Below are 23883 nucleotides of genomic sequence, written 5' to 3' on the forward strand. Positions count from 1 at the left end.
ATTATAGGAAATATTTCCCCTGCTGACAATCTTATTCCACAGAGATTTCTCCCACATCCAGGGTCAATTGAATGTCATCTCTCCCTTGACCAAAGCTTTCATGAATTTCATCAAACCCAACTCCGGAATAGTTGTCATCAAAGAATTTGATGGATCCCACATCCACGCTAGTGGTAAACTTTGCGTTGAGTTCCTGGGCATGGTAGTAGATACTCCCATTGTCTACATTAACCGTCAGGGGGAAAGATTGGTCCACATTAACCTTAACTTCTCCATTAGCCAGACTCATATCTCCTTGGAGAAGCCTTGCTTCAATCTGGCAAGACCCGTTGTCAAAGTCTCCCGACAAGATCAGCTTTTCTGGATTTGGACTGGTGATTTCGTAGGAAATGGTCTCTTTTCTTCCTTGGATTGCCAAGCAACCATCCTCTATCCTATAGTAGTGGCTGGCCTTGAGGTCTGAAGCTTTGACTTGGAAGCGGTCCCCCTTGACCAGACGGATATTTAAATTGCCCCCATCCAGTTGGATTCTTTCAATGCCAGATAGGTTATCCTCTAAGACCTGGTCTGCTTCTCTTCTGGAAAAGTCAATTTCTTTTGGAAAAACCACCTCCCAAAGGGAGATGTTTTTTTCTTGGGCCTGGTCCTTTAGGTCTGGAAGGTCCAGGCTGGTAAAGGCAAGGACGGCCCCTGCAGTAAAGATTAAACTCAAGATACCAATAATGACTAAAAATTTTTTCATCTTCGGGCCCTCCTTTTTTTAATTTCCCAGCGGATGGCAACAAAAATCCGTTTGCAAATAGAGTAGATGAATTTTATAAAATAAAGAAGTATGACCACTGCCAACAAACCCAAGCAAAGACAAGCCAAGGACGTAAGAACTTGGGTCAGGGGGTGGAGACTGACATTTAAATGGACCCAGGGAGTGGCAAAACCCAATCCCTTTAAGAAAAGACTGGACCCTATGGCAAAGAAAGAAACCACCGCTGCAACAATTAGGGATAAGACCGTTGCAAATAAGGCAAAGACTAAAGACAAAACTGTCAAAATGACAGGACTTAGGACCAGAAGCCCCAAGACAATTAAAAGAATCCTGACTCCTGGACTTCCAGAGGAAGTTTTTTCCGGCTCCTTGCTGGCAAATTGGTATTCCGAGGCCTTAAAGTCCCGGGCAATTTCAATGGGGCTGCCCAGCTCTGCTGAAATCATTCCCTCACTCTTTCCCGCCTCTTTCCCAAGACGAAAATGCTCTTCATAATCGGCAATAATATCCTCCACTACATTGTCCGGAAGCTTCCTTAAATAATAGCGGAGCAAATCTAAATATTCCTTTTGACTCATTCCTGTCCTCCTAAAATTTCTTCAACGCCTCTTACAAAAGACTCCCATTCCTTCCTTTGGCTCTCTAATTCCAACTTCCCACGAGGAGTTAACTGGTAGTACTTTCTCGGCGGTCCACTTTCAGATTCTTGTAAGTAGGTTAAGACATAACCCTCCTTTTTAAAGCGTCTTAAAAGAGGGTAAATCGTCCCTTCTGAAATAGAAATTTTCTGGGAGATCCGGTCTACCAACTCATATCCATAAAAATCTTTCAAAGACAACAAATGTAGGACTAGAAGTTCTAAGACACCCTTTTTAAATTGAACATTCATCTCCTCACCTCTGCTATAGTATACTGCAACCTACTGTGTATTGCAAGGTAGCTTTTTATATCTTGGGAAAAAATTTGCCCAAGCTTAGATTTTTCAATTTACCCTATTTTTTGTATAAGAAAAAGCACCCTGGTCACCCAAGGTGCTTTTATTTGGTGGAGATGGCGAGAGTCGAACTCGCGTCCGAGAAGTCTTCCTAAAGGCTTTCTCCAAGCTCAGTCCATGGTTGTTTAAGTCACCTGGCTGGTCTCATGAACAAAACCAGGCAGGTCCAGTCCCATAAATACCCCCTCTGCTATGGAACCTTACAGAGCTTCGTGTCCCACTAAATGAACGGCTGTTTAGACTGTGGGGAGCCTAAGAGCCGCAGCTGACTTATTTTATGCAGCTAGTGCGAAATTATTTTCGTCGTTTATTGTTTGTGATCCGTTTTACGCCGAGAATCAATGGCGGCTTGCTTACCTGAATTCCAAATCCCCGTCGAAGCCAATTTCATCCCCTTGTTTGGAAAGTTTATTATACACCATCCAAGGAAAACTTGCAATTGACCTAGCGGGCAAATCGTTTCAAGGCTAGGGGTTTGGCCAGGACCCGGTAGATCAAGTAGCCTATCAGGGCGCCTAAAAGATTTAAGATGACATCGTCAATATCCACGCTCCGGTTGACAAATAGTTGTAAAAACTCAATGAACAGGGTGGTTGCTAGGATCAGTCTAAAAAAAGACTTAAAGTTCTTAAAGCGTTTAAATAGAAGTAAAAGTCCAAAGGCATAGGGAATGAATAGGAAGATATTGCCCCAAAGATTTAAAAAGGAAGCCATCCCCCTACCATAGCGGTGGAAGTTAAAAATCGTATAGAAAGGCCTTAGGTTAATCCCCTGGCCTGTTTGAATCCGAACCAAGGCCGTGTTAACCAGGCCACTTTGCTCTCCTCCAACGACGATACCCTGGCTTTCTAGACTGGTTCCTGGAGTCAAGACGCTCACTAGGCAGGTCATGACATAGGCAGCAAAAAGATAAAGGAGCAATTCTCTGTGAAAGAAGCTCCTTTTTTTAAGAGATCCAAAGATCTGGGTCCGAATCAAGGCAAAGGCAAAAAAAGTCAGAACAAAGGTCGGCAGGAGCCGGGTTAAAATAAAATAAGTCATAACTTTTCAACCAAACCCTGGAGTTCTTTTAAGTCTCGAATGGATTCAAACCTGTCAAAGCGTCCTTTGTCCCAAAGGTCCTTGGATTCGTGGTCATAGACGGCCACAACCTGAATCCCCACCCTTTGAGCTGTTTCCAAGGCATAGGGGGCATCATCCACAAAGAGGATTTCTTCAGGTTCTTTTTCCAATCTTTCTGCTAGGACATGGTAGAAGGCCTCATCTTTCTTGGCCAGGTCCACCATGTCACAGGTTTGAATCAGTTTAAAGTAATGGTCCAAGCCTCTTTTTTCCAAAACCTGACCCAGGTAGTCTGAAGAGGTTGCTGAAGCCAGGGCCAAATCGTAGCCCTGGTCCCGGCAAAAAGCCAAGGTTTCATCTACATAAGGCTTCTTGTCCACATGGTGGAGGTAGTTGTCGATAATCATTTCGCCAATATCATCCAGAAGGTCCTGGGGGGTTTCTTCAAAGTGGTAGATTTCATTTAGTTTTTCCATACCCTTGACAAAACCTGTCGTTACTACCATTTGTTCCAGGTCCTCTGTCAGGACCACCCCCTTGGTCTTGAGATAGTCTCCCATTAAGGAATGCCACATGCCCATAGAATCCATCAGGGTGCCGTCAAAATCAAATACAATTGTCTTTATCATTCCTTATTCCTTTCCCTTCTCTTCTTGGCACAAAACTGGCCTTGCTTAATTTTTAAAGGCTGTAATGGGAGAGGGTATGAAACCACCCCGGTTGATCATCTTTTCGCAAGATCCTTGGTGGACGGGTAAAATTGGAGCATAGCCCAAAAGACCACCAAAGTTTGCCACATCTCCCAGGCCCTTTCCTACAACAGGAATCAAACGAACCGCTGTGGTCTTGTGGTTTATCATCCCAATAGCCGCTTCATCGGCAATGATTCCTGACAGGGTAGCTGCTGTCGTGTCTCCTGGCAGGGCAATCATATCCAGCCCTACAGAGCAGACAGAGGTCATGGCTTCCAACTTGTCAAAAGTTAAAGTCCCCGACTTGGCTGCAGCAATCATTCCCTCATCTTCCGATACAGGAATGAAGGCTCCTGAAAGTCCCCCTACATGAGAAGATGCCATGATTCCACCTTTTTTTACTGCATCATTTAACATAGCCAAGGCTGCTGTAGTTCCATGGAAGCCCACAGAGGTCAAGCCGATTTCTTCCAAAATCCGAGCTACTGAGTCCCCAATAGCTGGTGTTGGAGCCAAAGAAAGGTCCAAACTTCCAAAGGCAATATCCAGGCTCTTGGCGACTTCTTTTCCAATTAATTGGCCCATCCGGGTCATCTTAAAGGCCGTCTTTTTAATGCACTCACTGACTTCTTCAAAGGATTCCCCTTGGACTTTTTCCAAGGCCGACTTTACAACCCCCGGTCCACTAACTCCCACATGGATGCAGGCATCTCCCAGGCCTGGTCCATGGTAGGCCCCGGCCATAAAGGGATTATCTTCTACTCCGTTGCAAAAGACCACCAGCTTGGCACAGGCAATGGAGTCTTGGTCCTTGGTCTTTTCAGCTGCCTCTTTAATCACTTCCCCCATCTTCTTTACTGCATCCATGTTGATGCCAGTTTTAGAAGAAGCTAAATTCACCGAGGAACAAACCTTGTTGGTTTCTGCCAGGGCTTGGGGAATGGAGTCGATAAAGGTCCGGTCTGTTTGGGTCATGGCGGATTGAACCAAGACCGAATAACCCCCAACAAAGTCGATGCCACTTTCTTGGGCCACCCGGTCCAGGGTCTTGGCAAAATCTACGCACTGGTCTTGGTTGCTTTGGGCCACGACAAGACTCATAGGCGTCACGCTAAGGCGTTTGTTGATAATGGAAATCCCATACTTCCGGCTGACCTTTTCTGCATGGTCTACCAAGTTGGCACAATAGCCCATCATCTTGTCATAGATCTTTCCTTGACTAATTTTGGCATCTCCATCAATGCAGTCTAAGAGAGAAATCCCCATGGTGACTGTTCGAATGTCCAGCTTTTCTTGGTCCAGCATCCGGATGGTTTCAAGTATATTGGATTGGTTCATGCTTACCTCCTAAATTTGGTGCATGGCGGTAAAGATGTCTTCGTGTTGGACGCGAATTTTTAAACCCATCTTTTCCCCCAAAGCGTCAAAACCTGCCAAAACCTCGTCAAAATCTACTTGACATTGACTTAGGTCCACTAGCATAATCATGGTAAAATAATCGTCCATAAGGGTTTGGTTGATATCAATAATATTTAAATGATAGTCTACCAATAGGCCTGTTGCTGCATGAACGATTCCAATTTGATCTTTTCCAACGACTGAAATGACTGCTTTCATACTTCCTCCTTCTTTTATCCTTGAAATTTATGTATAAAAAAAGCTTCGGAAAACCGAAGCTTTGCATCCTATCTCTTGGAAAATTGGGGTGCTTTTCTCGCCTTTTTTAAACCGTATTTCTTACGTTCCTTCATACGAGGGTCACGAGTTAAGAAGCCGGCTTTTTTAAGGGCGGGACGAAGTTCTTCATCCATTTCCACTAAAGCACGAGATAAACCTTGACGAATCGCTCCAGCTTGGCCAGTGAATCCACCACCAACAACTTTAACAATTACATCAAGACTTCCTTCTAAATCAGTTACTTCCAATGGAGCTTTTGCAACCATCTTTAGTGTTTCTAAATCTAGATATTCATCAATGTCTTTTTTATTAATCGTAAACTTTCCAGAGCCTTGAGTTATGCGAACTTGAGCAATGGAAGTTTTGCGACGACCTGTTCCTCTATATTGTTCTGCCATGAGCTACTCCTCCCTTAAAATTCATAAGTTTCAGGTGATTGAGCTTCATGTAAATGCTCACTTCCTGCATAAACTTTTAACTTACGAAGCATTCGACGACCAAGACTATTTTTAGGCATCATCCCTTTTACAGCGTATTCCACAATACGTTCAGGATGTTTTTCTAAAAGTTCTTTATAGGATACTTCACGACGTCCTCCTGGATATCCAGTATGGTAAACGTGTTGTTTTTGATCCCATTTCTTTCCAGTTAAGCGAACTTTATCGGCATTGATAACAATCACATAATCACCAGTGTCCACATTTGGTGTATAGATTGGTTTTTTCTTTCCTCTTAGGATACTTGCTACTTCAGATGCGAGACGGCCAAGTACTTTGTCTTCAGCATCGATTACGTACCACTTACGTTCAACTTCTTTTTCTTTTGCAAGATAACTTTTCATGTTGGCCTCCTTCAATTTTAGTGTTATAAATATTTCCGGGGCTTTAAAACACTAACAGATATTCTAAACAATATTCTTGTAAATGTCAAGGCTTGAGAGGAAATTTATTTTTTAAATTTTACACTAAAAATTCCTCTACGTAAATACCTTCTATGAACGTTTCCAAAACAACTAATCTCTTGATGTACTACCCTTTAAAAAACTGACCTCCTTTAGTTGGCTTTTAATTCCAACTAAAGGAGGTCAGTTTAGTTTCTTAGGTGTTCTTTCTTCTTAATAATCTCCTAAATATCCGCCAATATCATTTCCATAATCCATGGTGTATCGCCATTGGATGGTATCTCCATTCTTGACCTTAATAGCAGAAGCTCCTCGGTTGGGATAGATACCATTGATATTATACATCCATCCAGATCTTTGACCTCCATCAAATTCCCCAATTCCATTAATTGCTTGAACATAAATGGAGTTATATTTTGGTGTAAACTCTTTTCGAATCGATATGCCATATTGATTAGCTGCCCTTTGGGTAACGTCCCAAACAGACTCCCCTGGAGTAATGGAGATTTTTGTCGGGTTTAGAAAATAACCATTAGAGGGGATTCGTCCCCGCATATTACTGCTAAAGGCATTTAGGTTTCTTAGCCCAGTTAAAATATCAATAGATACCGTTGCTGTACCTTGCGTTGTTGTAGAACTTTGATTCCTATCTGGTGTCGTTCCTGGATTTACTGTAGTAGATGTCCCATTATTTGTTGGTAAAATCCCTTGATACCTTGTTCCACTACTCGTTGTGGGGCTGGAACCCGTAGTCGTAGTTGCATTGGTATTGAATTGAGTTGATCTAGTTCCAATAACCCGGTTATTCATATTATAAAGAATTTGTGCAATTTCTGCCCGGGTGATTTGCTTCTTTGGCATAAATTGATTGTATTGATTTCCAGTCATGAGACCTTGGACCTGAATAGTCCGAACATCTTCTTTAGCCCAATCACTAATCCGTCCTTCATCGGCAAAAGTCTTTCGACCAACCCCTTCAAACTTAAAGTTCATCACATTGTTGAAACGCCGAAGAATAGCCGCTTCTTGTTCTCTAGTCAAGGTGTCATCTGGATGAAACTTACCATCTCCATAACCAGACACCACGTTGTTCCGACGTCCCCACTCAATAGCACCTTGGAAGTATTCCCCTTTGTGGACATCATCAAAATGGGTATTTAAATAATTTTCTGACCTTTCTCCTGTCAACCGGAAAAGAACTGAAATAAATTCCCCACGAGTAATTTTTTTATTGGGTTCAAATTCTTGCTGAGCATTGCCATAGAATAAGTTGTTTTCCACGGTCCAAACAATAGCATCTTGAGCCCAGTGTCCTCGAACATCCCGAAGAACACTCACTTTTTTATTTGTCAAATCTTGACTTTCATTGATAACCTCTACACAGATAGATGGTTTCGCTTCTAAACCTTCTACCTTTCCATAGATCCAGCTTGTTCCTGCTTTGTTACTATCGAAGTTCTTAGTTTCCCAGGTAACAGAAAGGGATTTTTTGCTCCCATCCTTATAATGGGCAACCACTTGGGTTGGTAGGGTTAACTTTTCTCCCTTTTTAATTTTAATTTTGTCTAAATTTTCAAAATATTTGAACTCTCCGCTAGACTGTCCTAAGACTTCCACTTTTGCAGTAGTAATCTTTTGTGTATTTGCATCTTCAAATCCGCTCGGTATGCGGTAACTCCCCTTTGCAGTGTACACTGCCGATTTATCCTTATCATAATTATAAATCGACCAGGTTAAAGGTGCATAATAAGTCTTTTTATCTGATGCAATTATTTCAACATAGCGGTCTAGCTCTTCCTTGGCCTTATCCTCACTTGTTCCTAAGTTTACCTTAATGTCTTTTGGATTTTTTACTTCTACAATGGATAGTTTTTTAGGAACTGGGGGCGTTGGTTCATCGGGATTTGAGGAAGACCGCTCTAAAGCTAGATAAGCCTTTTGTAAATCCTCAAGTCTCTCATCGATTTGCTTTTGACTCACATTTTCTTTTTCTAAAGCTTGCTTTGCCAAACGAAGGGATACTTGTAAATCTACCCATGTCGCACTTGTAAAGTCTCCTGCCTTTAAGGCTTCAACATCCTTTATTTTTGCTTCCAGTTTTGTCTTATCTACTGGCGCAAACTTAGCGTAAAGCTTTAAGTTGCCTGTTGGTACCTTTGAAAAGTCCCATTCCCTTCCATTTTTTTCAAACCACCCTACAAAACTATGCCCTTCTTTGACAGGATTAGTTGGTTTAGTAAGAGGTTTGGCCGGAGTCGCAGATGTTGTTGTATAAATCTCATCATCTACATAATAGTTCACTTCAAACTTGCCGGGTTGCGGTGTGGGATCTTCTTCCTTTTCATAGGTGAAAACCACATCTTTTTCCCAGACAAAGTCCTCTTCATTCATCCTAAAATCTGTGTCATTATATTTAAAACTTACCTCTTGAGCAACAGGTCTTTTATAGCCTGGAATCTCAGGTGCCTGAATTGTCTCCGTCTCCTTTTGATCTAGATAAAAGTAGTTTTTGGGACAAAGGTAAGTATCATAAGGTCCTACTCTGTCATCTCTTCCAGGGATTTTATATGGAGTAATGTTTTTTGGGTTAAAGCATAGGTACCAATCTTCAACCATTCCTAATTCGTTCCGCCCACCACCTTCATTTACATCTTTATGATATTTAGATATATGTTCTTGTGCCTTGGAGCTGCATTTTCTAAGCTCTTCCTCTTTTCCTTGAAAATAGTTTTGCCAACATAAATACGTTTCTAAATTTTTTGGATTAGGACTTGGAGTTTCTTTATACTTTAAAACAATTCTGTCTGGAAAATCTTCGTTCTTTGGTAAAGCCTCTAATTCGTATTTTTCTAACCCTACTAAAGCTTTTCTTTGAAGTTCTTTTCCCTCTTTATTCTTACAAATTAAGTTTAAACGTACCATGTTGGTATGGTACTTCAACCATGGTGCTAATTTCTTTAATATAGGATCATTATGTGGCGTTAAGATTCGTCGATAGGTTAACTTACCAATATCATAATTAAGTTTATCTTGCCCCTTAAAATCTTCAAAGTAAACATTGCCTAACCAAGAACCATTATAACTAACATCTATTGTTAGTTTCTTCCCTTTCTTTGTGGGATAACTAGCATCCTCTAATTTATAACCTTTTAACTGAGGTGCATGAGGCAAACAAAAATAAAAATCTTCATCTTGGGGAGCGTAGTCTACACCTTCCAACAAAGTCCTGTTGCTTCTAAATTTAAAAAATTTAAGTTTACCATCTTGAGGAAGTTTAAGTCGTTTTACATAGTTCCCATTAATACAATCTGCCTCTGTAATATAGTCTGGGAAAGAATCTCCCCAAGTAACAGCATCAACATATTGAGGTTCCGCTTCTGAATCATATCGATCTTTCCATTTTAGGGGTAATTGTACGTTATAATTATTGTCCTTTAAATACTTTCTAAAAAAATCTGAATGGCCTTCTTCTTCCACACTTACGTCATATTCGAACCCATCAAGTACTACGCCTTCATGCTCCTCCTCATCAAGGCCTTCATATGGATATTTATAACTACCGTTCATATAAACACTAAATATAGGAGGGTCTTCTATAGGGGGGTCTTCCTCTTCCTCTGCATTAACAAGGTTTGGAGACAATATCAAGCTAAAAACTAAAAGAAGAAGCAAAAATTTTTCTTTAAACTTGTGTTTTAACATATTTTTCCCTTTCATTTAGGAAAAAAGAGAGAAATAAAAATTCCTCTCTTTCTAATCCCTTAAAATTAAATACACCTTATTCGTAATAAAATTCCACCGTATTCCCAGATGTTAAGCGATAAACGCCACAACCCATTTGAGGTTCTACCCCATTTACCTTATATTTCCAACCATGATAAGGAGGAGTCTTTGTAGCTTTTTTCCCATTAATTTCAGTAAGGTAGCCATTGGATACATCTATATTGTAGCCACCTGATTTAAGGGCTCCTAGTGCTGTAGGCGCATTTTGAAGAACTGCACCATATTTAATCGGTAAACCTTTATTTACCGTTACTATTTTGTCTGGATAACCTTCTACCTTAAGAATAATATTGGAAGCTCTTGGCTTTGTAACGTCTACAAAAATATTACAAGGAACAGACGCAACTCCAGCATCTTCATAAGAAGCTGTGATTACAACATCTTTTGGCCTTTTTACATTTACTTTAACTATCGCCTTATTAGCATCATCTTTAGTGACTTCAACCGCACTAGGATTATTACTAGATACCGTTACTTTCTTAGGATCAATTGCTGCTGGCTGGTAGTCTGCTGTTAACCCTTTAACTTCAAATTGAAAACTTTCTTTATTCTTAGCAATATAGGTGAAATACTTAGAATCCACCGTTAGCATGGCTAGTTTACCAGCTCTAGCATAAGATGCGCCTGGTAAGATAAAGCTTGCTACCATGGCCAAGGCCATCAACAATAAACCGAACTTCTTACATTCTTTCTTGAGAGTGCTCATGCTCTACTCCTTTCTTACATTTGGCATGTTTTGCCTGAAATAACTGACAAAAGGAGCGCTCTTTTTACCCATAAAAAAGAGCATTGGAAAGCCCAATGCCCGTATTTGCATTCTTCATTGACTTGTTCATCGCAAGTATGTCTACCATGATATGCATGTCTTCTGACTTATGGATCGTTAGGAATAAGAGCCTTCCCGGATTTTCCAGTGGCATTTTTCTTATTCCCTCCCCATTTACAGCGGCGGGACCGTTTTGGATTTACACCAAATTCCATCTTAGCTTCCTAGTTTTTTAGCTAGCCTTCAAAACTAGGAAGAACATACCAATTATTCAATTTTCAGGACTTTCTCCTTCTGCCTTAATAATATAACTTTTTCCTACTCTTGTCAATAGATTTGATTCTTATCTTTTTCTTTATTTTTCGTAAAGAGTCCATAAGATTTGTGCCACTTGAGCCCGTGTTAACTGGGCTTTAGGAGCAAAGGTATTTTTCTCTGTTCCTTGAAGATAGCCTGCTCGGACAAGTCTTATGACAGAATCTTGGTAGGCCTTGGAAATCTTTTTCTTGTCTTTTAAATTAAATTCTTTCTTGGGAGACAAGTCTTTCCCCATGACCCGTAGGGCCTTGTAGGTTAGGTCAGCCATTTCTTCTCGATTTAGAATTTTTTCTGCCCTAAAGTCTTTTGGATTAATAATGGCTTGGTTTATAGCCCAATCCCTAAAGGGAGCATAGTAGGCTTGGTTAGGGCCTTGATTATCTGCCACTCCAGCCATGCGCCCTAAAAGGGTTAGAAGTTCTCCCTGGCTAATGGGGCGATTGGGAGCAAAGTGTTGGTCATCAATTCCTACAAAAAGGCCTTCTTGAACACATTTTCCAATAACTCCTTGAGCCCAGTGCCCTTGGATATCCACAAAGGATGATATATTTTTACTGGAGCTTGCAAATCTTCTTGTTCCTGCCCCGGAAAGAATTACCTTATTTTGTTCTTGGCCAAGGACAGATGAATCTTGGGTAGGATTTTCTTGTGCTTGCTTGGTCTCTCCTTGTCCTTGCCATTGTCTCTCTACATCCTGTCCTTCTTTAAAAGTAGCATCCGACCTAACTTCTAAACTTACTTCCACCACATTTTGGTCTTTACTGGAGGGAACTTGGTAAAAACCTAGTAGGGTATAGGTTCCAGGTCGATCTAATTGAGCTCCAGCTAAGTCCCAAGTAATCTCTACATCTTGTCCTTTCCCATCTGGCCAGATATAGAGCAGGGTCTTTGGCAATTTCCCCATAATATCTTCTTTTGTTTGTCCTCGATTCACTGTGAGCCTTCTTGGCTTTTCTATTTGTCCTTCTTTAATCTCCGGATTCGGGGTAGGATCTACTGGATCTTCTTTTCCAGCTTTTTTACCTAAGGCGTCTTTTAAGGCCTTTATTGCTGCATTAACTTGGTCCGGAGAGGGATACTCTACTAGTTCTAAAAGGGTTTCTCCGTGTTTTTTCGCTTTTTGTAAATTTTCCCAAGCTTCTTTGCTATAGTCTTTTTCTGAAGCCTTGTTGGCCAAGTCTAACAATATCTTTAATTCCTCAATTTCCTTGATTTTTTCTTGTGGAAATTCTTTACCAAAATAATTTGTAAGGTCTAAGGTATAGGCCTGTTCTTCTTGGTCTTTTTTCAGGACAAACCGAATCTTAGTTTCATCGGCTGGTAGTTTTATCGTTGTGCTCTTAAAGGTTCTATGGTCCTCTGTTTCTAATTCTTGCGTTTCAAAATTTTTCCAAGGTTTAATACATTCCATCCTGATAGAGTCTACTTCTTTTTCTGTAGTCAGTAAAAAGCCTTGTTTTTCACTTCGAATGGTCGCTTCCATATGATCCTTATCGATCTCTAGATTCCCCGTAGAAGGAATAATAAAATCTGCTTCTGTTAACTGTACTTCTTTTAACTTTGGTTTCTTATTAATCAAGGGGTCCCCTTCTACATGAAGATTGAAGCTATCTAGTTTGTTTACCCAATATTTCATTGCTGCTGTACCATGGGTTGGTCCTGCATGAACTTGGAGATAAGCTCCATTTATAAAGTAATCTCCTGGGGAAGTCGTCTCCGGTAGTGTAAAGCTGAGGGTGCGTAATTTTTTTAGTCCTTCTAATTTTTCTTGCTTGTTTAAATACATGTTGTGGGCCTTAGGGTAGGTTTCAATTTTTTCTAAACCAGGAATGTTAGAACTATATAACAAATAGGCATAGTTAATAGCATTCGTATTCTCAAAGGTTTGACTTTGTCCCTTATTCTCCGGAACCACATACTTGCTGTGTTTATTATTTAAATCTTCCAATAAGGCATCTGGAATATCTACTGTAACCTCTACCCTCTCTCCTGGTCGATAGCTACTTTTCTTAGGACTTGCCTTAATTAAGCCCTCGTTATTAAAGCTATAGCCGGGGTTTTCTTCAATATGAAAAGAAAAGTCAGGCAACCGTTTATAGGACTGCTTCATTTGTGGTCGATTTAAACCATCAGACATTTTAGAAAGATATTTTTGGATATTTAAATTCGTGTTTTCAGGCATTTGATTTTTTGGGACTTCTTCAAATCCTGCCGAACCATAGGCAACGGTCGTGATTTCTCCATGTTTTAAATCAATTTGACCTGACTTTGTAAAGGTAACAGGAGCCCCTCCTTCTTCTTCATAACCTGCATTAATATAGCCCATACTGGGAAAGTTTGTTATAAACTCTGGAAGCCCCTGCGAGGGATTATAAAATTTCCCAATTTTCGGTTTAGGAGCTAGCATTCCATCGATATGAAGGGTTCCTTCTTCTCCGGCCTTGAGTGTCCGTTCCCCCTTTTTATTCATCACATAGGCTTCTAAATAGGCCGTCCTTAAATTATAGATTTTTGTGGATTTCTTGCCATCTTTTTCCACCGTTAACAGTCCATTTAGCCAAAAGTTTCTTAAGGGGACCTTTGCAGTATAGGTATCATATACTTGTCCACCTTCTTCTTGTGGTTGTCCTTTCCTTAAATCTATCTTTTTTCCGTCTGCATAAAAAGTTACCCCTGCCCCTTGAACTGCCTTAACTTCTAAGGGATAGTCTGGATGGTCTTTGCTAAAGTACAAGACATCGTATTTTGTCAATTCATCTAGAGAAGAACCCATGGGCAATCTTTGTTCTTTAAAGTCAGTCGGTCGATTGGTCACATAAATGAACATGTAAGTCGGACGCCCACTATAATTCGGAGTGGTTACCTTTATCTTTACAAGTCCTTCTTTTAGACCCCGGATAAAATAAGAAGCCCCATCCTTCACATTGGACCAATGGTTTCCTTGCACACTAATCTTCTTCCCAGAATCTCTCCGTATTTCAACTTTATCGCCTCCCAAGACTGGGTCTAGTTTCAAATCTTCTCTTTGGAAGTTTTCATCTTGCCAGGCGGCATGGTGTACATCTAAGTTAAATACTTCCATTTCTTCCCCAAGTTTTAACGTGTAGTCAAGATTGGATAATAAAAAGTCATTTTCTTTATCTAATTGATGCTCATAAAAGGCAAAATTAAAGGTTTGTTGAGGATGTGGATCTAGGGTCCAAGATTTAAGACTTTCCGCTGCTTCCTTTACTTCTTGGTTCGTTGCCTTAAAATTTTTTAAAGTGGCCAAGGCTTTATCATAGCTTGTTTTATAACTAGAATTTTTTAGATACCTATTTTTTTCTCCACTACTATTAATTTCTCCTAAATTTTTCATTAGTTGTGTTTTATCTGTGCCTATGTCATAACCCTTATCTTCACCAAGAATAGAATAGCTTATCCTGATAAAATCCCCTGCTTGTAGTTCTTTTCCAGTTGTGTACTTACTTAAATCTTGGTCTATACTTTCCCCATTCTTGGTTACTTCCCAACGACCAGACTTCGAGCCACAGCCTTTGGCTAAAAATTTTTCATCTGTTTCTTCCTTTAAATTGGAGTCTAGGGGAATATTCTTATTTCTAGCATAGTTTTGAACAGTCTCTGGAATATTTAAGCTCGATTTATCATCATTGTATTGAATATCGCTTATTACAAAAGAAGATGTTAAGTCCTTGGGATATCGCTTTTCATATTTCCCTGCATTCTTTTCCAGGTAGTAAGGAACCACGTAGGATCCTTCGCGATTTCGATTTCTAAAAAAATGCGTTCCCATATTCCATTGGAATTTTCCCGTTGCATTGGCATGGGCATAAAATTGATAGTTAACTACGCTTGCTAAATTTTCCCCCTTATAAATAGGAACTTTGATGGGCCCAAACAAAATTTCATTGTCTGCAGAAATGGCATCCACCATTAAATAAATTTCTCCTAAATACTTTCCTTCATCATAAATGGGATCTAGCCCGGTATCTTTAACTTCCAAGCCTGCTTCTTTTGCTATACTTTGGTTGAATTCTTGGGCAAAAAGTCGGGTCCCTGGAAATAATACTAGAGCAAGAACAAAAAGGCTTAAAATGATTCCTCTTTTTCCTATTCGCATTTGCTTTCTCATTTTCTTTTCCTCTCCTTTCTCTCCAATAAAAAAGAACATTAGCTGACGCTAATGCCCGTATTTGCATGGTTCTTTTTTATATCTTTTTTTCTTTCCTCGCTAAAAAAAGTCTTTTTATGCATGTCTTCTGACTTAGAATCATTGCCTATAAGGTCTTCCCAATTTTCATCAGTGACATTTTCTTATAAGCTCCTCATTTACAGCGGCGGGCCCGTTTTGGATTTACACCAAATTCCATCTTAGCTTACTTTTTAAGAAAGTTAGAACATAAAAAGTTTTCTATGCAGTTTATTTAGCTTAATTATAATCTAAATAAACTGCCTTTTCAATAGCTATCTTATTTTTGTAATTTACAAAATTTATTTTATGATTAAAGAATTTTTCTCCGGATATATATAGATTAAGGAGAAAGGAGATACTATGAACTACTCTTATAAGGATTTTATTCCCGAATGTCCAGGAGGACCCATCCTCAACTACAAACTTTTTCACCAAGACCGTCCCCTCCACTTAAGTCCTGAGATGACCGAAGCCATTGAATACCTTCTCTGGTATGTCCCAAATATTAATAGCCTCCAGTCAAAAACCAACCCCTACATAGAAAAGGAAGTTTTTGATGACTATGTCTTTGAACAAATGCTCAATCTCATGGACATCAGCCCCAGAGACGTCTATATCGGCTCCCATATTCCTGAAGAAATGGTGGCCTATTACAAGGGAAAAATCAATCCCTCCTGTCAAAAAATGCTCTTGACCCAGGGGGACAAGGAAACTAAAACTGCCGCCATGCTCCGGCACATCCGCAATGCCATTGCCCATGGGATTTTTAATGTCATTGAAGATGTCCTGATTTGCTTTGATTTTTCCACCATGAATGCTGCTAGTAGTAATAACTCCTGTACAGCCATTATTAAAATCCGCCCTGCTGGTCTTTTAAGGGCCCTGGAACAGATGGAAAAAGAATATGCCCACGCTCAAATAGCTGCCATAAGTTTCAAAAAGGCCGGCTACAAGGTTACCTTCCACGATAAAAGTTCCTTCGATTTTACTGCGGAGAAGGGGCACCGGGTCTATTCTATTGAATTAAAGACTCTTCCCGACGGGGTTACCTTGACAGAAAATGCCAGAAAGCGAATTATTCGCCGTCTACAAGGAGCTCCAAACAAGGTCCTCTTAACAGATAAAAACAACCTCAGCAAGGAAGACCGGACCATCCTTAGAAAAGAAAATATTAAGATTATGTCCCCCCAAGTCATTGAGCAACTCTTTACGGGACAAGATATTCTAGCTTAAAAAAGCTTGTTCGTCCTAGGGCGAACAAGCTTTTTCTTATTTTCTACTGGATAAACGATAGGAAAAAACATTAGACCGGATATAGGAATTTTCTTCCAAGGTCCGATAAAGAGGAAGACTCACCAGGCTACAAATAACTAATTCCGATAAAAATACAGAAATAGTTGTTGGAATAAAGACTGCCATGCCTTCCAAGTAGGCCACTTCTAGGCCGATAATAAAGGAGAAAAAGGCTGGCATCATGCTGGCTAAAATCCGGTTGTCTATCTTACTCATGGCGTAAAGGGAAACCAAAGTGTGGAGGGTACCCACTACAATGTCTATGACTCCAAAGGGGCTGGCTAGGTTGGCAATGGCACATCCCAAGACCACCCCCGGCATATAGAGGGGATTGTACCAAATTAAAAGGTTTAAAACTTCCGAAACCCGAAACTGGATAATCCCATAACTAACGCTGGCAAATATATAGGTTAGGGCCATGTAGGCCGCTGCAATAATGGCGTTTTTTACAATGATGTCTGTTGTATTATTATTCTTCATCTTCTTGGTCCTCCTGGTTTTTAATATATCCTTGTTCATGGGCAAGTCTCGATGCAGTAGCTGCTGCCAAGGCTGCAACTAGGTCATCTGTAAAGGTGGTGACTTCTCTGCCCTTTCTTTCATCTAATTCTTTGATGATGCCAATTTTTTCCTTGTCCAAATAGCCAAAATTGGTCAGGCCTATGGACCCGTAGACATTGACTATGGATAGGGGCAAAATTTCATCAATCCCGTAAAGCCCCTCATCATTGGCAATAATGCTTTGGAGGGGTTCTTTAAATAATTTCTTTTCGGCCATTTCATCAATGGATAGGCCGGTTAAAACAGCATGGATAATCTCCCTCTTGTGCATGACCTTGCTTAAATGGTTGAGGCATTTTTTCATGGTTAGATTTTCTTCGTAGTCTTTTTGTAAAAGGTAGGCAATTTCTGCAATATCTTCTAATTCGACGCCTTTTTCCTTGAGACTGTCTACTGTTAATTGGTAAAGTTCTTCCATATCATAATTATACATTCTATAGGCTCCTTTGCTTTATATCTTTCCCAGTCCAGGCTGGTTTTCTCTTCTCTTTTTCCTCCGGATCAAGTAAAGACCCTGAGAAATGGAAAATAAAATAGGCCCAAAGAAAACACCCAAGATAGCAGTAGCCAGGTCCAGGGGGACATGACACATCTTAAGGATGGTTATATAGGGCATAGTTATTAGGGTGTAGGGTAGGTTTCTCAGGCTTTGGGCTGGCTCCATTGTAAAAATTTGCTGGTCTAAGCCAGAATAAGCCAGGACTAGGCAAAGGCCTCCCAAGAGGATAAGGGCCAGGCTCGATGTAAATAGATCCCAAATCCCCCGGGTAGACAATAAGCGGCCAAAAACCTGGTAGAGGGCCAGGACCAAAAGGCCAATCAGGGCCTTACCGGCAAAGGTTCCAAACAAGAAGCGGAGAAGGGTTTTATCGTCCTTGGTAAACCAGATTAAGAGAAAAAATAAAAGACTCAAGAGAATCTGGTAGACAAGGCTCAAGACATTGTTCTTAATCATTCTGCCTCCTTGATGTTTTTCCTGTGGTAGGTCAAGAGGGAATCCATCCCGTCTGTATAGTGGATTTGACCATCCTTCATAATCCAATAGGCCTCTACTCCGTCCAAGCCATCGACAAACTTCCGTCCCTCTTCATAGGGCATCAAAAAGACAGCTGTGGACAAAAAGTCGGCATAGCCAGAATCCTTGGTGACGACCGTTACAGCCCGAAAATAATCTCCCGGCATTAAAGTCTTGGGGTCAATTAAATGGTGGTACTTCTTCCCCTCTACAATATAATAGCGTTGGTAGTCTCCGGAAGTAACGATTGAGACATCATTGGTCTTAATAGCATCCAGGACATTGGACCCCTGGCTGTCTTCCGATAAGACATCGGGATTTTGAATACCAATGACAAAGGTCTTCCGATCTTTTTCAATGGGTTGGCCCACTAGGCGGACATTTCCCCCGGCACTAATTAGGGCACTATCTATTTTTAAATCTTCTTCAATGTATTGACCTATTTTTTCTGTTGCATAGCCCTTGGCTACAGCTCCCAGGTCTAAAGCCATTTTGGGGTCTTTTAAGAATACGGTCTTTTCTTCAGGATTTAGGATGATGTCGTCAACATTGCTATGCTTGGCAGCTTCTTGGAGTTGGTCCATAGGGGGAAGCTGGGCTTGCTTATGTTCCTTGTTTAGATCTTGGTCTTGGAAGTCCGCTCCTGCTTCAAATCCATCCCGGTAGTCACTCCAAATTTTTAAGACAGACCCCATGGCAATATTGACTTCCTTAGACTGGGTCTTGTAACGGTGGATGGATTCTTGGATTAAATCAAACAGGGCATCCTCTACCTTGACTGGGCTCTTTCCTGCCTGGTCATTGATGGTTTTTAAGTTATCCATGCCGGGATAGGTATGGTAACCATCATAGAGCTTGTGGTAGTGTAAGAACTTTTCATGGATCTGGTCTGATAGGTCTTTGGCTTCTTCCTGACTCTTGGCCGGAATAGCCACAGTGGTGACGGTGTCAAAGAGATCATAAAATTGAACTGTATACATGTCTCTTTTTTCTCCCTGGCAAGCCACTAGGGAAAGCAGGCAGGTAAAAAGGAGGATTATTTTTTTCATACTAGTCCTCCTTATAGATCCGGTAGGTCTTAATACTCGATAGACGGTGGCGCATCCAAGACAACCAGCGTTTCAAGGACCGGTCTTTCTTGTACCATTCCGTAAAGCTATAGCCTTTTTTCAATTCCTCCAAGGCCAGAGGTCTTAGGGAATCTGGCACATATTTTTTCAAGACATAGGGGTCTACATAGAGCCACAGACCGGAGTCCTTGTGGTAGTGACAGGCCTCTTCCTTGTTCCCCAAAAGGTCCTCTATTAAATAAGTGATAAAATTACAGCCTCCTGCCGTCATACAATAAGACGACCGTCCCTGACGGATATTGATTTCAAAAACCTTATAAATCCCATCTCTGGGGTCTTTTTTTAAGTCAAAATTGGCAAAGCCTCTATAATTGATGGCCTCTAAAAAGTCCTTGTAGTCTTGGTAAACTTCTTGGCCATCCATGGTAACCAGGGCGTGATAGTTGCCAATTTCTGCCGGTAAAACAGCATCTAAAAGACATTGGGCAAAGCACATCATGGTCACCTGGCCCTTAGTATTGACATAGGCGTTTAAAACAGCCATTTGACTGGAATCTCCAGGAATAAAATCCTGGGCAATCATCTGGCCTTGGTAGCCGGCCTGGTAGATCTTTTTTAAAGTTTCCATCAGGTCTTCTTCTTTTTCAATCTTATAGGCCTTGTGTTTTCCCTCAAATTTTAAATTCAGATAGGAAATACTGTCATTGGGTTTCAGGGCAATGGGATAGGTCAAGGGGTTTTCAAAACCCTCTTCCACCATAGCCTGGTCAATAACCAAGGTTTTGGGATAAGGCAGGTCATAGGCCTCGCACATCTTATAAAAATCCAACTTATTTTCCAGGGCCTCTTGCTTATCGGCATCAATGATATTAAAGAGGAAGTCCTTGGCCAAGACATCCTTATGCTTGGTTAATAGCTTAGTATAGCCATCACCACAAGAAATTAAAATCTTATCAATTTTTCTGTGCTTGTCAGCAAGTTGTCGCAAGGTGGCCAGAAAAATTTCATCCTTGTCCATTTTAGGATGGACAATTTGCCGAACGATTTTTGAATTGGCCGTATAAGACAAGTGGGCCTTGCCAATGCACAAACTCTTTATTCCATAGGCTTCATGGATGGACCTTGCCACACCATAAGCGTTATTATCTGTTCCTAATAATATGGGTAAAAATTCCATTTCTACCTCCCTTTCATACTTTTCCATTATAGCATAAGAGGGAATTTGAGGGAATAAAAAGCCAAGACTCTTTGAAATCTTGGCTTTTTTCTCTAAAAACTAGATATTTAACTCGAAATCGTGTATAATATACTATTGATTCCTATCGATAGAATAAATATTACATGGAGGTTATAACCTATGGAAAAAATTACATTAAATGTAACAAAACGCGACAAAGTTGGAAAAAACAGCGTCGATAAATTGCGTTTGGAAAAAACAATCCCCGGTATTCTTTATACCAAGGGAGAAGAATCTGTTACAATTCAAGCCGTTGAAAAAGACCTACAAAAAGTTGTTGCTCAAGCAGGAACTTCTACTTTAGTAGACCTAAACTTGGATGGAGAAAACAAGAAAATTCTTTTCAAAGAAGTTCAAATGCATCCATTCAAAAATCAAATTCTTCACTTTGATGCCTATGCTGTAAACATGAAAGAAAAATTACGTCTTTCTATCCCAGTTGTTCTATTAAACCGTGATGAAATTCACGTACAACCATCTGTTTTATTACAACATTTAGACGAAGTTGAAGTAGAATGTCTTCCAGGATCTCTTCCATCAACAGCAGAAGTTGATGTACAAAACTTGGAAATCGGTGACGCTCTGTTCGTAAAAGACCTAGACGTTGCCAATGAAGAAGGAATCGATGTTATCACAGACCTTGAAGAAGCTGTATGTACTCTTCAAGAACCACGTGAAGAAGAACTTCCTGAAGAAGGCGAAGAAGAAGAAACAGCTGATGCAGCTGACGTTCCAACAGTTGATGAAACTGAAGAAGCAGACGAAGAATAAGCAAGAAATCCTCTTGCAAAAGGAGTATGTAGCTAGCTACATACTCCTTTTTTGTCTTAAATTTAATTTTCTCCCTCTTCTGACAAGGCTTGGATTTCTCGGTCCAGCCCCTCTATAAGCTCTAAAAGTTTAGCCCGAAAGTCCCTAACTTGCCAGATAGAGTCTTTAATTTGCCCTTGGACCCTAAAATCTGTAAAGATATTGTCCATCCAAAGGTCCCAAAAATTATCCCGCCAGCTATCAGCTACTGGCCCGGGAAGGTCCATTTGGACATCTTGCAATTCCCTATTTAATGAATCCACTGCCCTGACCATGTCTTGAATAGCCAAGTTGGCCTTTTTAATCCGCTTTCTTTTAATATAACTAGAAAAGAATCCTCCAGCTAAAATATCAAAGGTTCCCCAGGAAGAAGCCGACTCTAGGGCCTCCAGGGCCTGGTCCAAACAAACAAGAGCCTCTTGCCCTGCTAGCCTTGCCTCTTTCAATTCTTTTAAACGAGTCATCCTACCTTATCTCCCTTCTCTCCTATCCCTGATAAAAATAAAAAATAAGACCAAGCCAAAGAAAAGCAAAAAGGCTACTATAAAGCAATAGGTCCCTCTTAATTCCCTGGGCCAACCGGGTCAAGGCCTCCTGGTTCTTACTCATCTTTTCAGCCTGGTAGAGAATATAGCTTGCCAGGCCTAGAAAAAGAAAAGAAGAAAAAAAGAGAAGGCCCTTTTGATTGCAAAAAGCCAGAATAATAGCCAGGAGATAAAAAATCCCCGCTCCCGGTCTCATCCATTGTAAATAAGTTTTTAAGACTTCCTTGTCTCCTTTTTGCGACATCTTCAACCTCCTTTTCTTACAGCTATTATAATATGAGATCCTAAGTGAAGCAAGGTAGCTAAATATATCTTTTTCTTCTAACTAGCTAGGGAAAGTACTCTTAAGACTCTTCACTATACTTTTAAACATACAAAAAAGCCCCACAAGATAATCTTGTAGGGTTTTCCTTGGCGTACCATAGAGGATTCGAACCCCTGGCCTTTTGGTCCGTAGCCAAACGCTCTATCCAGCTGAGCTAATGGTACAAAATATGGAGCGGAAGACGAGATTCGAACTCGCGACCCTCGCCTTGGCAAGGCGATGCTCTACCACTGAGCCACTTCCGCATGAATAAGATACTATATAATTATAACATTCTGTAGGCTTTTCGTAAAGAGTTTTTTAAGTAAAAGCTAAAAAAATTGAATGTTTAGTAAAATGTGGCGACCTGGATCGGGTTCGAACCGACGACCTCCAGCGTTATTGACCTAACTTAACGAGCTTAGGCGAGTTTTAGTAGGTCAAATGCAACCAAATTCCCAAGAGAAATCTTCGATTTCGATTGGTTGAATTTGTCTGCTGACAGGTTTCCTGTCTTTAAATCAATCGTTTATAAAAAAAGTGGCGACCTGGATCGGGTTCGAACCGACGACCTCCAGCGTGACAGGCTGGCATTCTAACCAACTGAACTACCAGGCCGCAAGAATTATATTTTTTTGGGACCAACTTTATGACCTAACCCGATGAGAGCAAAGCTCGAATCGTTGGTAGGTCAGATGCAATCAAATTCCCAAGAGAAATCTTTGATTTCGATTGGCTGAATTTGTCTGCAGAACTACCAGGCCGCATAAATTAAAGGATTATGGTGGAGGAGAGTGGATTCGAACCACTGAAAGCTGAGCTAACGGATTTACAGTCCGTCCCCTTTGGCCAACTCGGGAACTCCTCCAAGTTTGGAGCTGGTGGGAGGACTTGAACCCCTAACCTACTGATTACAAGTCAGTTGCTCTACCAATTGAGCTACACCAGCTTATGTTATTGTTGCTTGTCCTAGACAAGCCTAGGTTAGATGGTACAAAATCTAATAGACCTCTTCCATCAGTATTATTTGGTGGGCGCAATAGGGCTCGAACCTATGACCCCCTGCTTGTAAGGCAGATGCTCTCCCAGCTGAGCTATGCGCCCAAATAATTATGGTGACCCCATCGGGATTCGAACCCGAGATACCGCCGTGAAAGGGCGATGTCTTAACCGCTTGACCATGGGGCCTTTTAAAATAAAAAACATGGTAAAATAAAAAATTTGTCATTACAACAAACTTTTAAAAATATAAAATATGGTAGCGGCGAAGAGATTTGAACTCCTGACACTACGGGTATGAACCGTATGCTCTAGCCAACTGAGCTACGCCGCCATAAAAAAATATGGTAGCGGGAGAAGGATTTGAACCTTCGACCTTCGGGTTATGAGCCCGACGAGCTACCAGACTGCTCCATCCCGCGTCACACTGGTGCCGAGGACCGGAATCGAACCGGTACGGTGTTTAACCACCGCAGGATTTTAAGTCCTGTGCGTCTGCCTGTTCCGCCACCCCGGCTTGTGGCTCTCAGGGTGGGACTCGAACCCACAACCTACCGGTTAACAGCCGGTTGCTCCACCATTGAGCTACCTAAGATTATGTGGCACTTGGCAAACTTCTTATGCCACTTCTTTCATGTTTCATGCCTTGCGGCTTGTCCGGCAATAGCCTACTTTCCCAGGTCGTTGCCAACCAAGTATCATCGGCGCATAGAGGCTTAACTTCCGTGTTCGGTATGGTTACGGGTGGTACCCTCTTGCTATGGTCACCGGATCCTACATCCTCCAATTTNCTTTTCTAAATATGCTACTGCCAGTAACTTATTTAGTATATCATGGGAGGCTTTTTTACTTGAAGCTAAAGCTTATTTTCCTACCACCAGCATAGCTGGTGGTTTTTTCA

The 23883-nt window shown here is 40.9% G+C and carries 21 protein-coding genes, 11 tRNA genes, 1 rRNA gene, 1 other RNA gene and 2 riboswitches; of the genes, 2 read left to right on the top strand and 32 right to left on the bottom strand.

Annotated elements, in window-relative coordinates; genetic code table 11:
- Nucleotides 1-31: 31 nt before the first annotated feature.
- From CS898_RS07065 to CS898_RS07125, 13 genes are all read right to left on the bottom strand, one after another.
- On the bottom strand, nt 32-742 hold the full coding sequence (locus CS898_RS07065; protein WP_099208645.1) for a hypothetical protein: 711 nt from the start codon (nt 740-742) through the stop codon (nt 32-34).
- Nucleotides 739-1341, bottom strand: a complete 603-nt coding sequence (locus CS898_RS07070) for a DUF1700 domain-containing protein (RefSeq protein WP_099208646.1) — start codon at nt 1339-1341, stop codon at nt 739-741. Before CS898_RS07070 ends, CS898_RS07065 begins: the two co-directional genes overlap by 4 nt.
- Nucleotides 1338-1652: a PadR family transcriptional regulator gene (locus CS898_RS07075; protein WP_009430511.1), complete on the bottom strand. Its 315-nt coding sequence runs from the start codon at nt 1650-1652 to the stop codon at nt 1338-1340. The genes CS898_RS07070 and CS898_RS07075 overlap by 4 nt, the downstream gene beginning before the upstream one ends.
- A 153-nt stretch (nt 1653-1805) precedes the next feature.
- Nucleotides 1806-2152: a transfer-messenger RNA gene (gene ssrA / locus CS898_RS07080) on the bottom strand.
- A gap of 49 nt (nt 2153-2201) precedes the next feature.
- Nucleotides 2202-2798 (bottom strand): VanZ family protein, encoded by a 597-nt coding sequence (locus CS898_RS07085; RefSeq protein WP_099208648.1) that lies wholly within the window; start codon nt 2796-2798, stop codon nt 2202-2204.
- On the bottom strand, nt 2795-3448 hold the full coding sequence (locus CS898_RS07090; RefSeq protein WP_099208650.1) for an HAD family hydrolase: 654 nt from the start codon (nt 3446-3448) through the stop codon (nt 2795-2797). The genes CS898_RS07085 and CS898_RS07090 overlap by 4 nt, the downstream gene beginning before the upstream one ends.
- A 45-nt stretch (nt 3449-3493) precedes the next feature.
- The gene (locus CS898_RS07095; RefSeq protein ID WP_099208651.1) at nt 3494-4849 is read right to left on the bottom strand and encodes a PFL family protein; all 1356 of its coding nucleotides are present in this window, start codon (nt 4847-4849) and stop codon (nt 3494-3496) included.
- 9 nt (nt 4850-4858) lie between these two features.
- On the bottom strand, nt 4859-5128 hold the full coding sequence (locus CS898_RS07100) for an ACT domain-containing protein (protein WP_009430668.1): 270 nt from the start codon (nt 5126-5128) through the stop codon (nt 4859-4861).
- A gap of 68 nt (nt 5129-5196) precedes the next feature.
- Nucleotides 5197-5586, bottom strand: a complete 390-nt coding sequence (rpsI, locus tag CS898_RS07105; RefSeq protein WP_009430174.1) for a 30S ribosomal protein S9 — start codon at nt 5584-5586, stop codon at nt 5197-5199.
- A gap of 14 nt (nt 5587-5600) precedes the next feature.
- Nucleotides 5601-6029 carry a 50S ribosomal protein L13 gene (gene rplM, locus CS898_RS07110; RefSeq protein WP_009431889.1) on the bottom strand — a complete coding sequence of 143 codons (429 nt, stop codon included), beginning with the start codon at nt 6027-6029 and terminating at the stop codon, nt 5601-5603.
- A gap of 273 nt (nt 6030-6302) precedes the next feature.
- The gene (locus CS898_RS07115; protein ID WP_159459142.1) at nt 6303-9656 is read right to left on the bottom strand and encodes an S-layer homology domain-containing protein; all 3354 of its coding nucleotides are present in this window, start codon (nt 9654-9656) and stop codon (nt 6303-6305) included.
- A 211-nt stretch (nt 9657-9867) separates the two neighbouring features.
- Entirely contained in the window at nt 9868-10578 is a 711-nt protein-coding gene (locus CS898_RS07120) for a DUF4430 domain-containing protein (protein ID WP_099208655.1), read from the bottom strand.
- Between the two features lie 135 nt (nt 10579-10713).
- A riboswitch (cobalamin riboswitch) is annotated at nt 10714-10916 on the bottom strand.
- Between the two features lie 77 nt (nt 10917-10993).
- Nucleotides 10994-15088 carry an S-layer homology domain-containing protein gene (locus tag CS898_RS07125; RefSeq protein WP_159459143.1) on the bottom strand — a complete coding sequence of 1365 codons (4095 nt, stop codon included), beginning with the start codon at nt 15086-15088 and terminating at the stop codon, nt 10994-10996.
- Between the two features lie 100 nt (nt 15089-15188).
- A riboswitch (cobalamin riboswitch) is annotated at nt 15189-15374 on the bottom strand.
- Nucleotides 15375-15508: 134 nt separating this feature from the next.
- Between CS898_RS07125 and CS898_RS07130 the strand changes: the two genes are divergently transcribed.
- Nucleotides 15509-16381, top strand: a complete 873-nt coding sequence (locus tag CS898_RS07130) for a hypothetical protein (RefSeq protein WP_099208659.1) — start codon at nt 15509-15511, stop codon at nt 16379-16381.
- A gap of 36 nt (nt 16382-16417) precedes the next feature.
- Here the strand turns inward: CS898_RS07130 and CS898_RS07135 are convergent, their stop codons facing one another.
- The 5 genes from CS898_RS07135 to CS898_RS07155 are packed head-to-tail and all read right to left on the bottom strand — an operon-like array spanning nt 16418 to nt 20264.
- The gene (locus tag CS898_RS07135; protein ID WP_099208660.1) at nt 16418-16921 is read right to left on the bottom strand and encodes a QueT transporter family protein; all 504 of its coding nucleotides are present in this window, start codon (nt 16919-16921) and stop codon (nt 16418-16420) included.
- A complete protein-coding gene (locus CS898_RS07140) occupies nt 16911-17435 on the bottom strand; it encodes a phosphatidylglycerophosphatase A family protein (protein ID WP_099208662.1) in 525 nt (174 codons plus the stop codon). The genes CS898_RS07135 and CS898_RS07140 overlap by 11 nt, the downstream gene beginning before the upstream one ends.
- Nucleotides 17436-17453: 18 nt before the next feature.
- A complete protein-coding gene (locus CS898_RS07145; RefSeq protein WP_009431026.1) occupies nt 17454-17957 on the bottom strand; it encodes a hypothetical protein in 504 nt (167 codons plus the stop codon).
- Nucleotides 17954-19066, bottom strand: coding sequence for an FAD:protein FMN transferase (locus CS898_RS07150; RefSeq protein WP_099208664.1), 1113 nt, complete (start codon nt 19064-19066; stop codon nt 17954-17956). The genes CS898_RS07145 and CS898_RS07150 overlap by 4 nt, the downstream gene beginning before the upstream one ends.
- 1 nt (nt 19067) lies before the next feature.
- Nucleotides 19068-20264, bottom strand: coding sequence for a carboxylate--amine ligase (locus CS898_RS07155; protein ID WP_099208666.1), 1197 nt, complete (start codon nt 20262-20264; stop codon nt 19068-19070).
- A 180-nt stretch (nt 20265-20444) separates the two neighbouring features.
- On the opposite strand from CS898_RS07155, the gene CS898_RS07160 reads away from it, so the two are divergent.
- Nucleotides 20445-21095, top strand: a complete 651-nt coding sequence (locus tag CS898_RS07160; RefSeq protein ID WP_099208667.1) for a 50S ribosomal protein L25 — start codon at nt 20445-20447, stop codon at nt 21093-21095.
- 62 nt (nt 21096-21157) lie between these two features.
- On the opposite strand, the gene CS898_RS07165 is transcribed toward CS898_RS07160, so the two are convergent.
- From CS898_RS07165 to rrf, 14 genes are all read right to left on the bottom strand, one after another.
- Entirely contained in the window at nt 21158-21598 is a 441-nt protein-coding gene (locus CS898_RS07165; RefSeq protein ID WP_099208669.1) for a hypothetical protein, read from the bottom strand.
- Nucleotides 21599-21620: 22 nt separating this feature from the next.
- Nucleotides 21621-21923, bottom strand: a complete 303-nt coding sequence (locus tag CS898_RS07170; RefSeq protein WP_099208670.1) for a hypothetical protein — start codon at nt 21921-21923, stop codon at nt 21621-21623.
- Nucleotides 21924-22091: 168 nt separating this feature from the next.
- Nucleotides 22092-22168 (bottom strand) — tRNA-Arg (locus CS898_RS07175).
- Between the two features lie 6 nt (nt 22169-22174).
- A tRNA-Gly gene (locus tag CS898_RS07180) sits at nt 22175-22249 on the bottom strand.
- A 275-nt stretch (nt 22250-22524) separates the two neighbouring features.
- Nucleotides 22525-22601, bottom strand: a tRNA-Asp gene (locus tag CS898_RS07185).
- A 164-nt stretch (nt 22602-22765) separates the two neighbouring features.
- A tRNA-Tyr gene (locus tag CS898_RS07190) sits at nt 22766-22851 on the bottom strand.
- Between the two features lie 5 nt (nt 22852-22856).
- Nucleotides 22857-22932: transfer RNA gene (locus tag CS898_RS07195), tRNA-Thr, on the bottom strand.
- Between the two features lie 79 nt (nt 22933-23011).
- Nucleotides 23012-23087: transfer RNA gene (locus tag CS898_RS07200), tRNA-Val, on the bottom strand.
- A 9-nt stretch (nt 23088-23096) separates the two neighbouring features.
- A tRNA-Glu gene (locus CS898_RS07205) sits at nt 23097-23171 on the bottom strand.
- 68 nt (nt 23172-23239) lie between these two features.
- A tRNA-Met gene (locus tag CS898_RS07210) sits at nt 23240-23316 on the bottom strand.
- An 11-nt stretch (nt 23317-23327) separates the two neighbouring features.
- Nucleotides 23328-23404, bottom strand: a tRNA-Met gene (locus tag CS898_RS07215).
- A 6-nt stretch (nt 23405-23410) separates the two neighbouring features.
- Nucleotides 23411-23499, bottom strand: a tRNA-Leu gene (locus tag CS898_RS07220).
- A gap of 3 nt (nt 23500-23502) precedes the next feature.
- Nucleotides 23503-23577 (bottom strand) — tRNA-Asn (locus CS898_RS07225).
- 60 nt (nt 23578-23637) lie between these two features.
- A 5S ribosomal RNA gene (rrf, locus tag CS898_RS07230) occupies nt 23638-23754 on the bottom strand.
- Between the last annotated feature and the right edge of the window lie 129 nt (nt 23755-23883).

It is taken from the genome of Urinicoccus timonensis (genome assembly GCF_900232945.1).
GTDB classification, from domain to species: domain Bacteria; phylum Bacillota; class Clostridia; order Tissierellales; family Peptoniphilaceae; genus Urinicoccus; species Urinicoccus timonensis.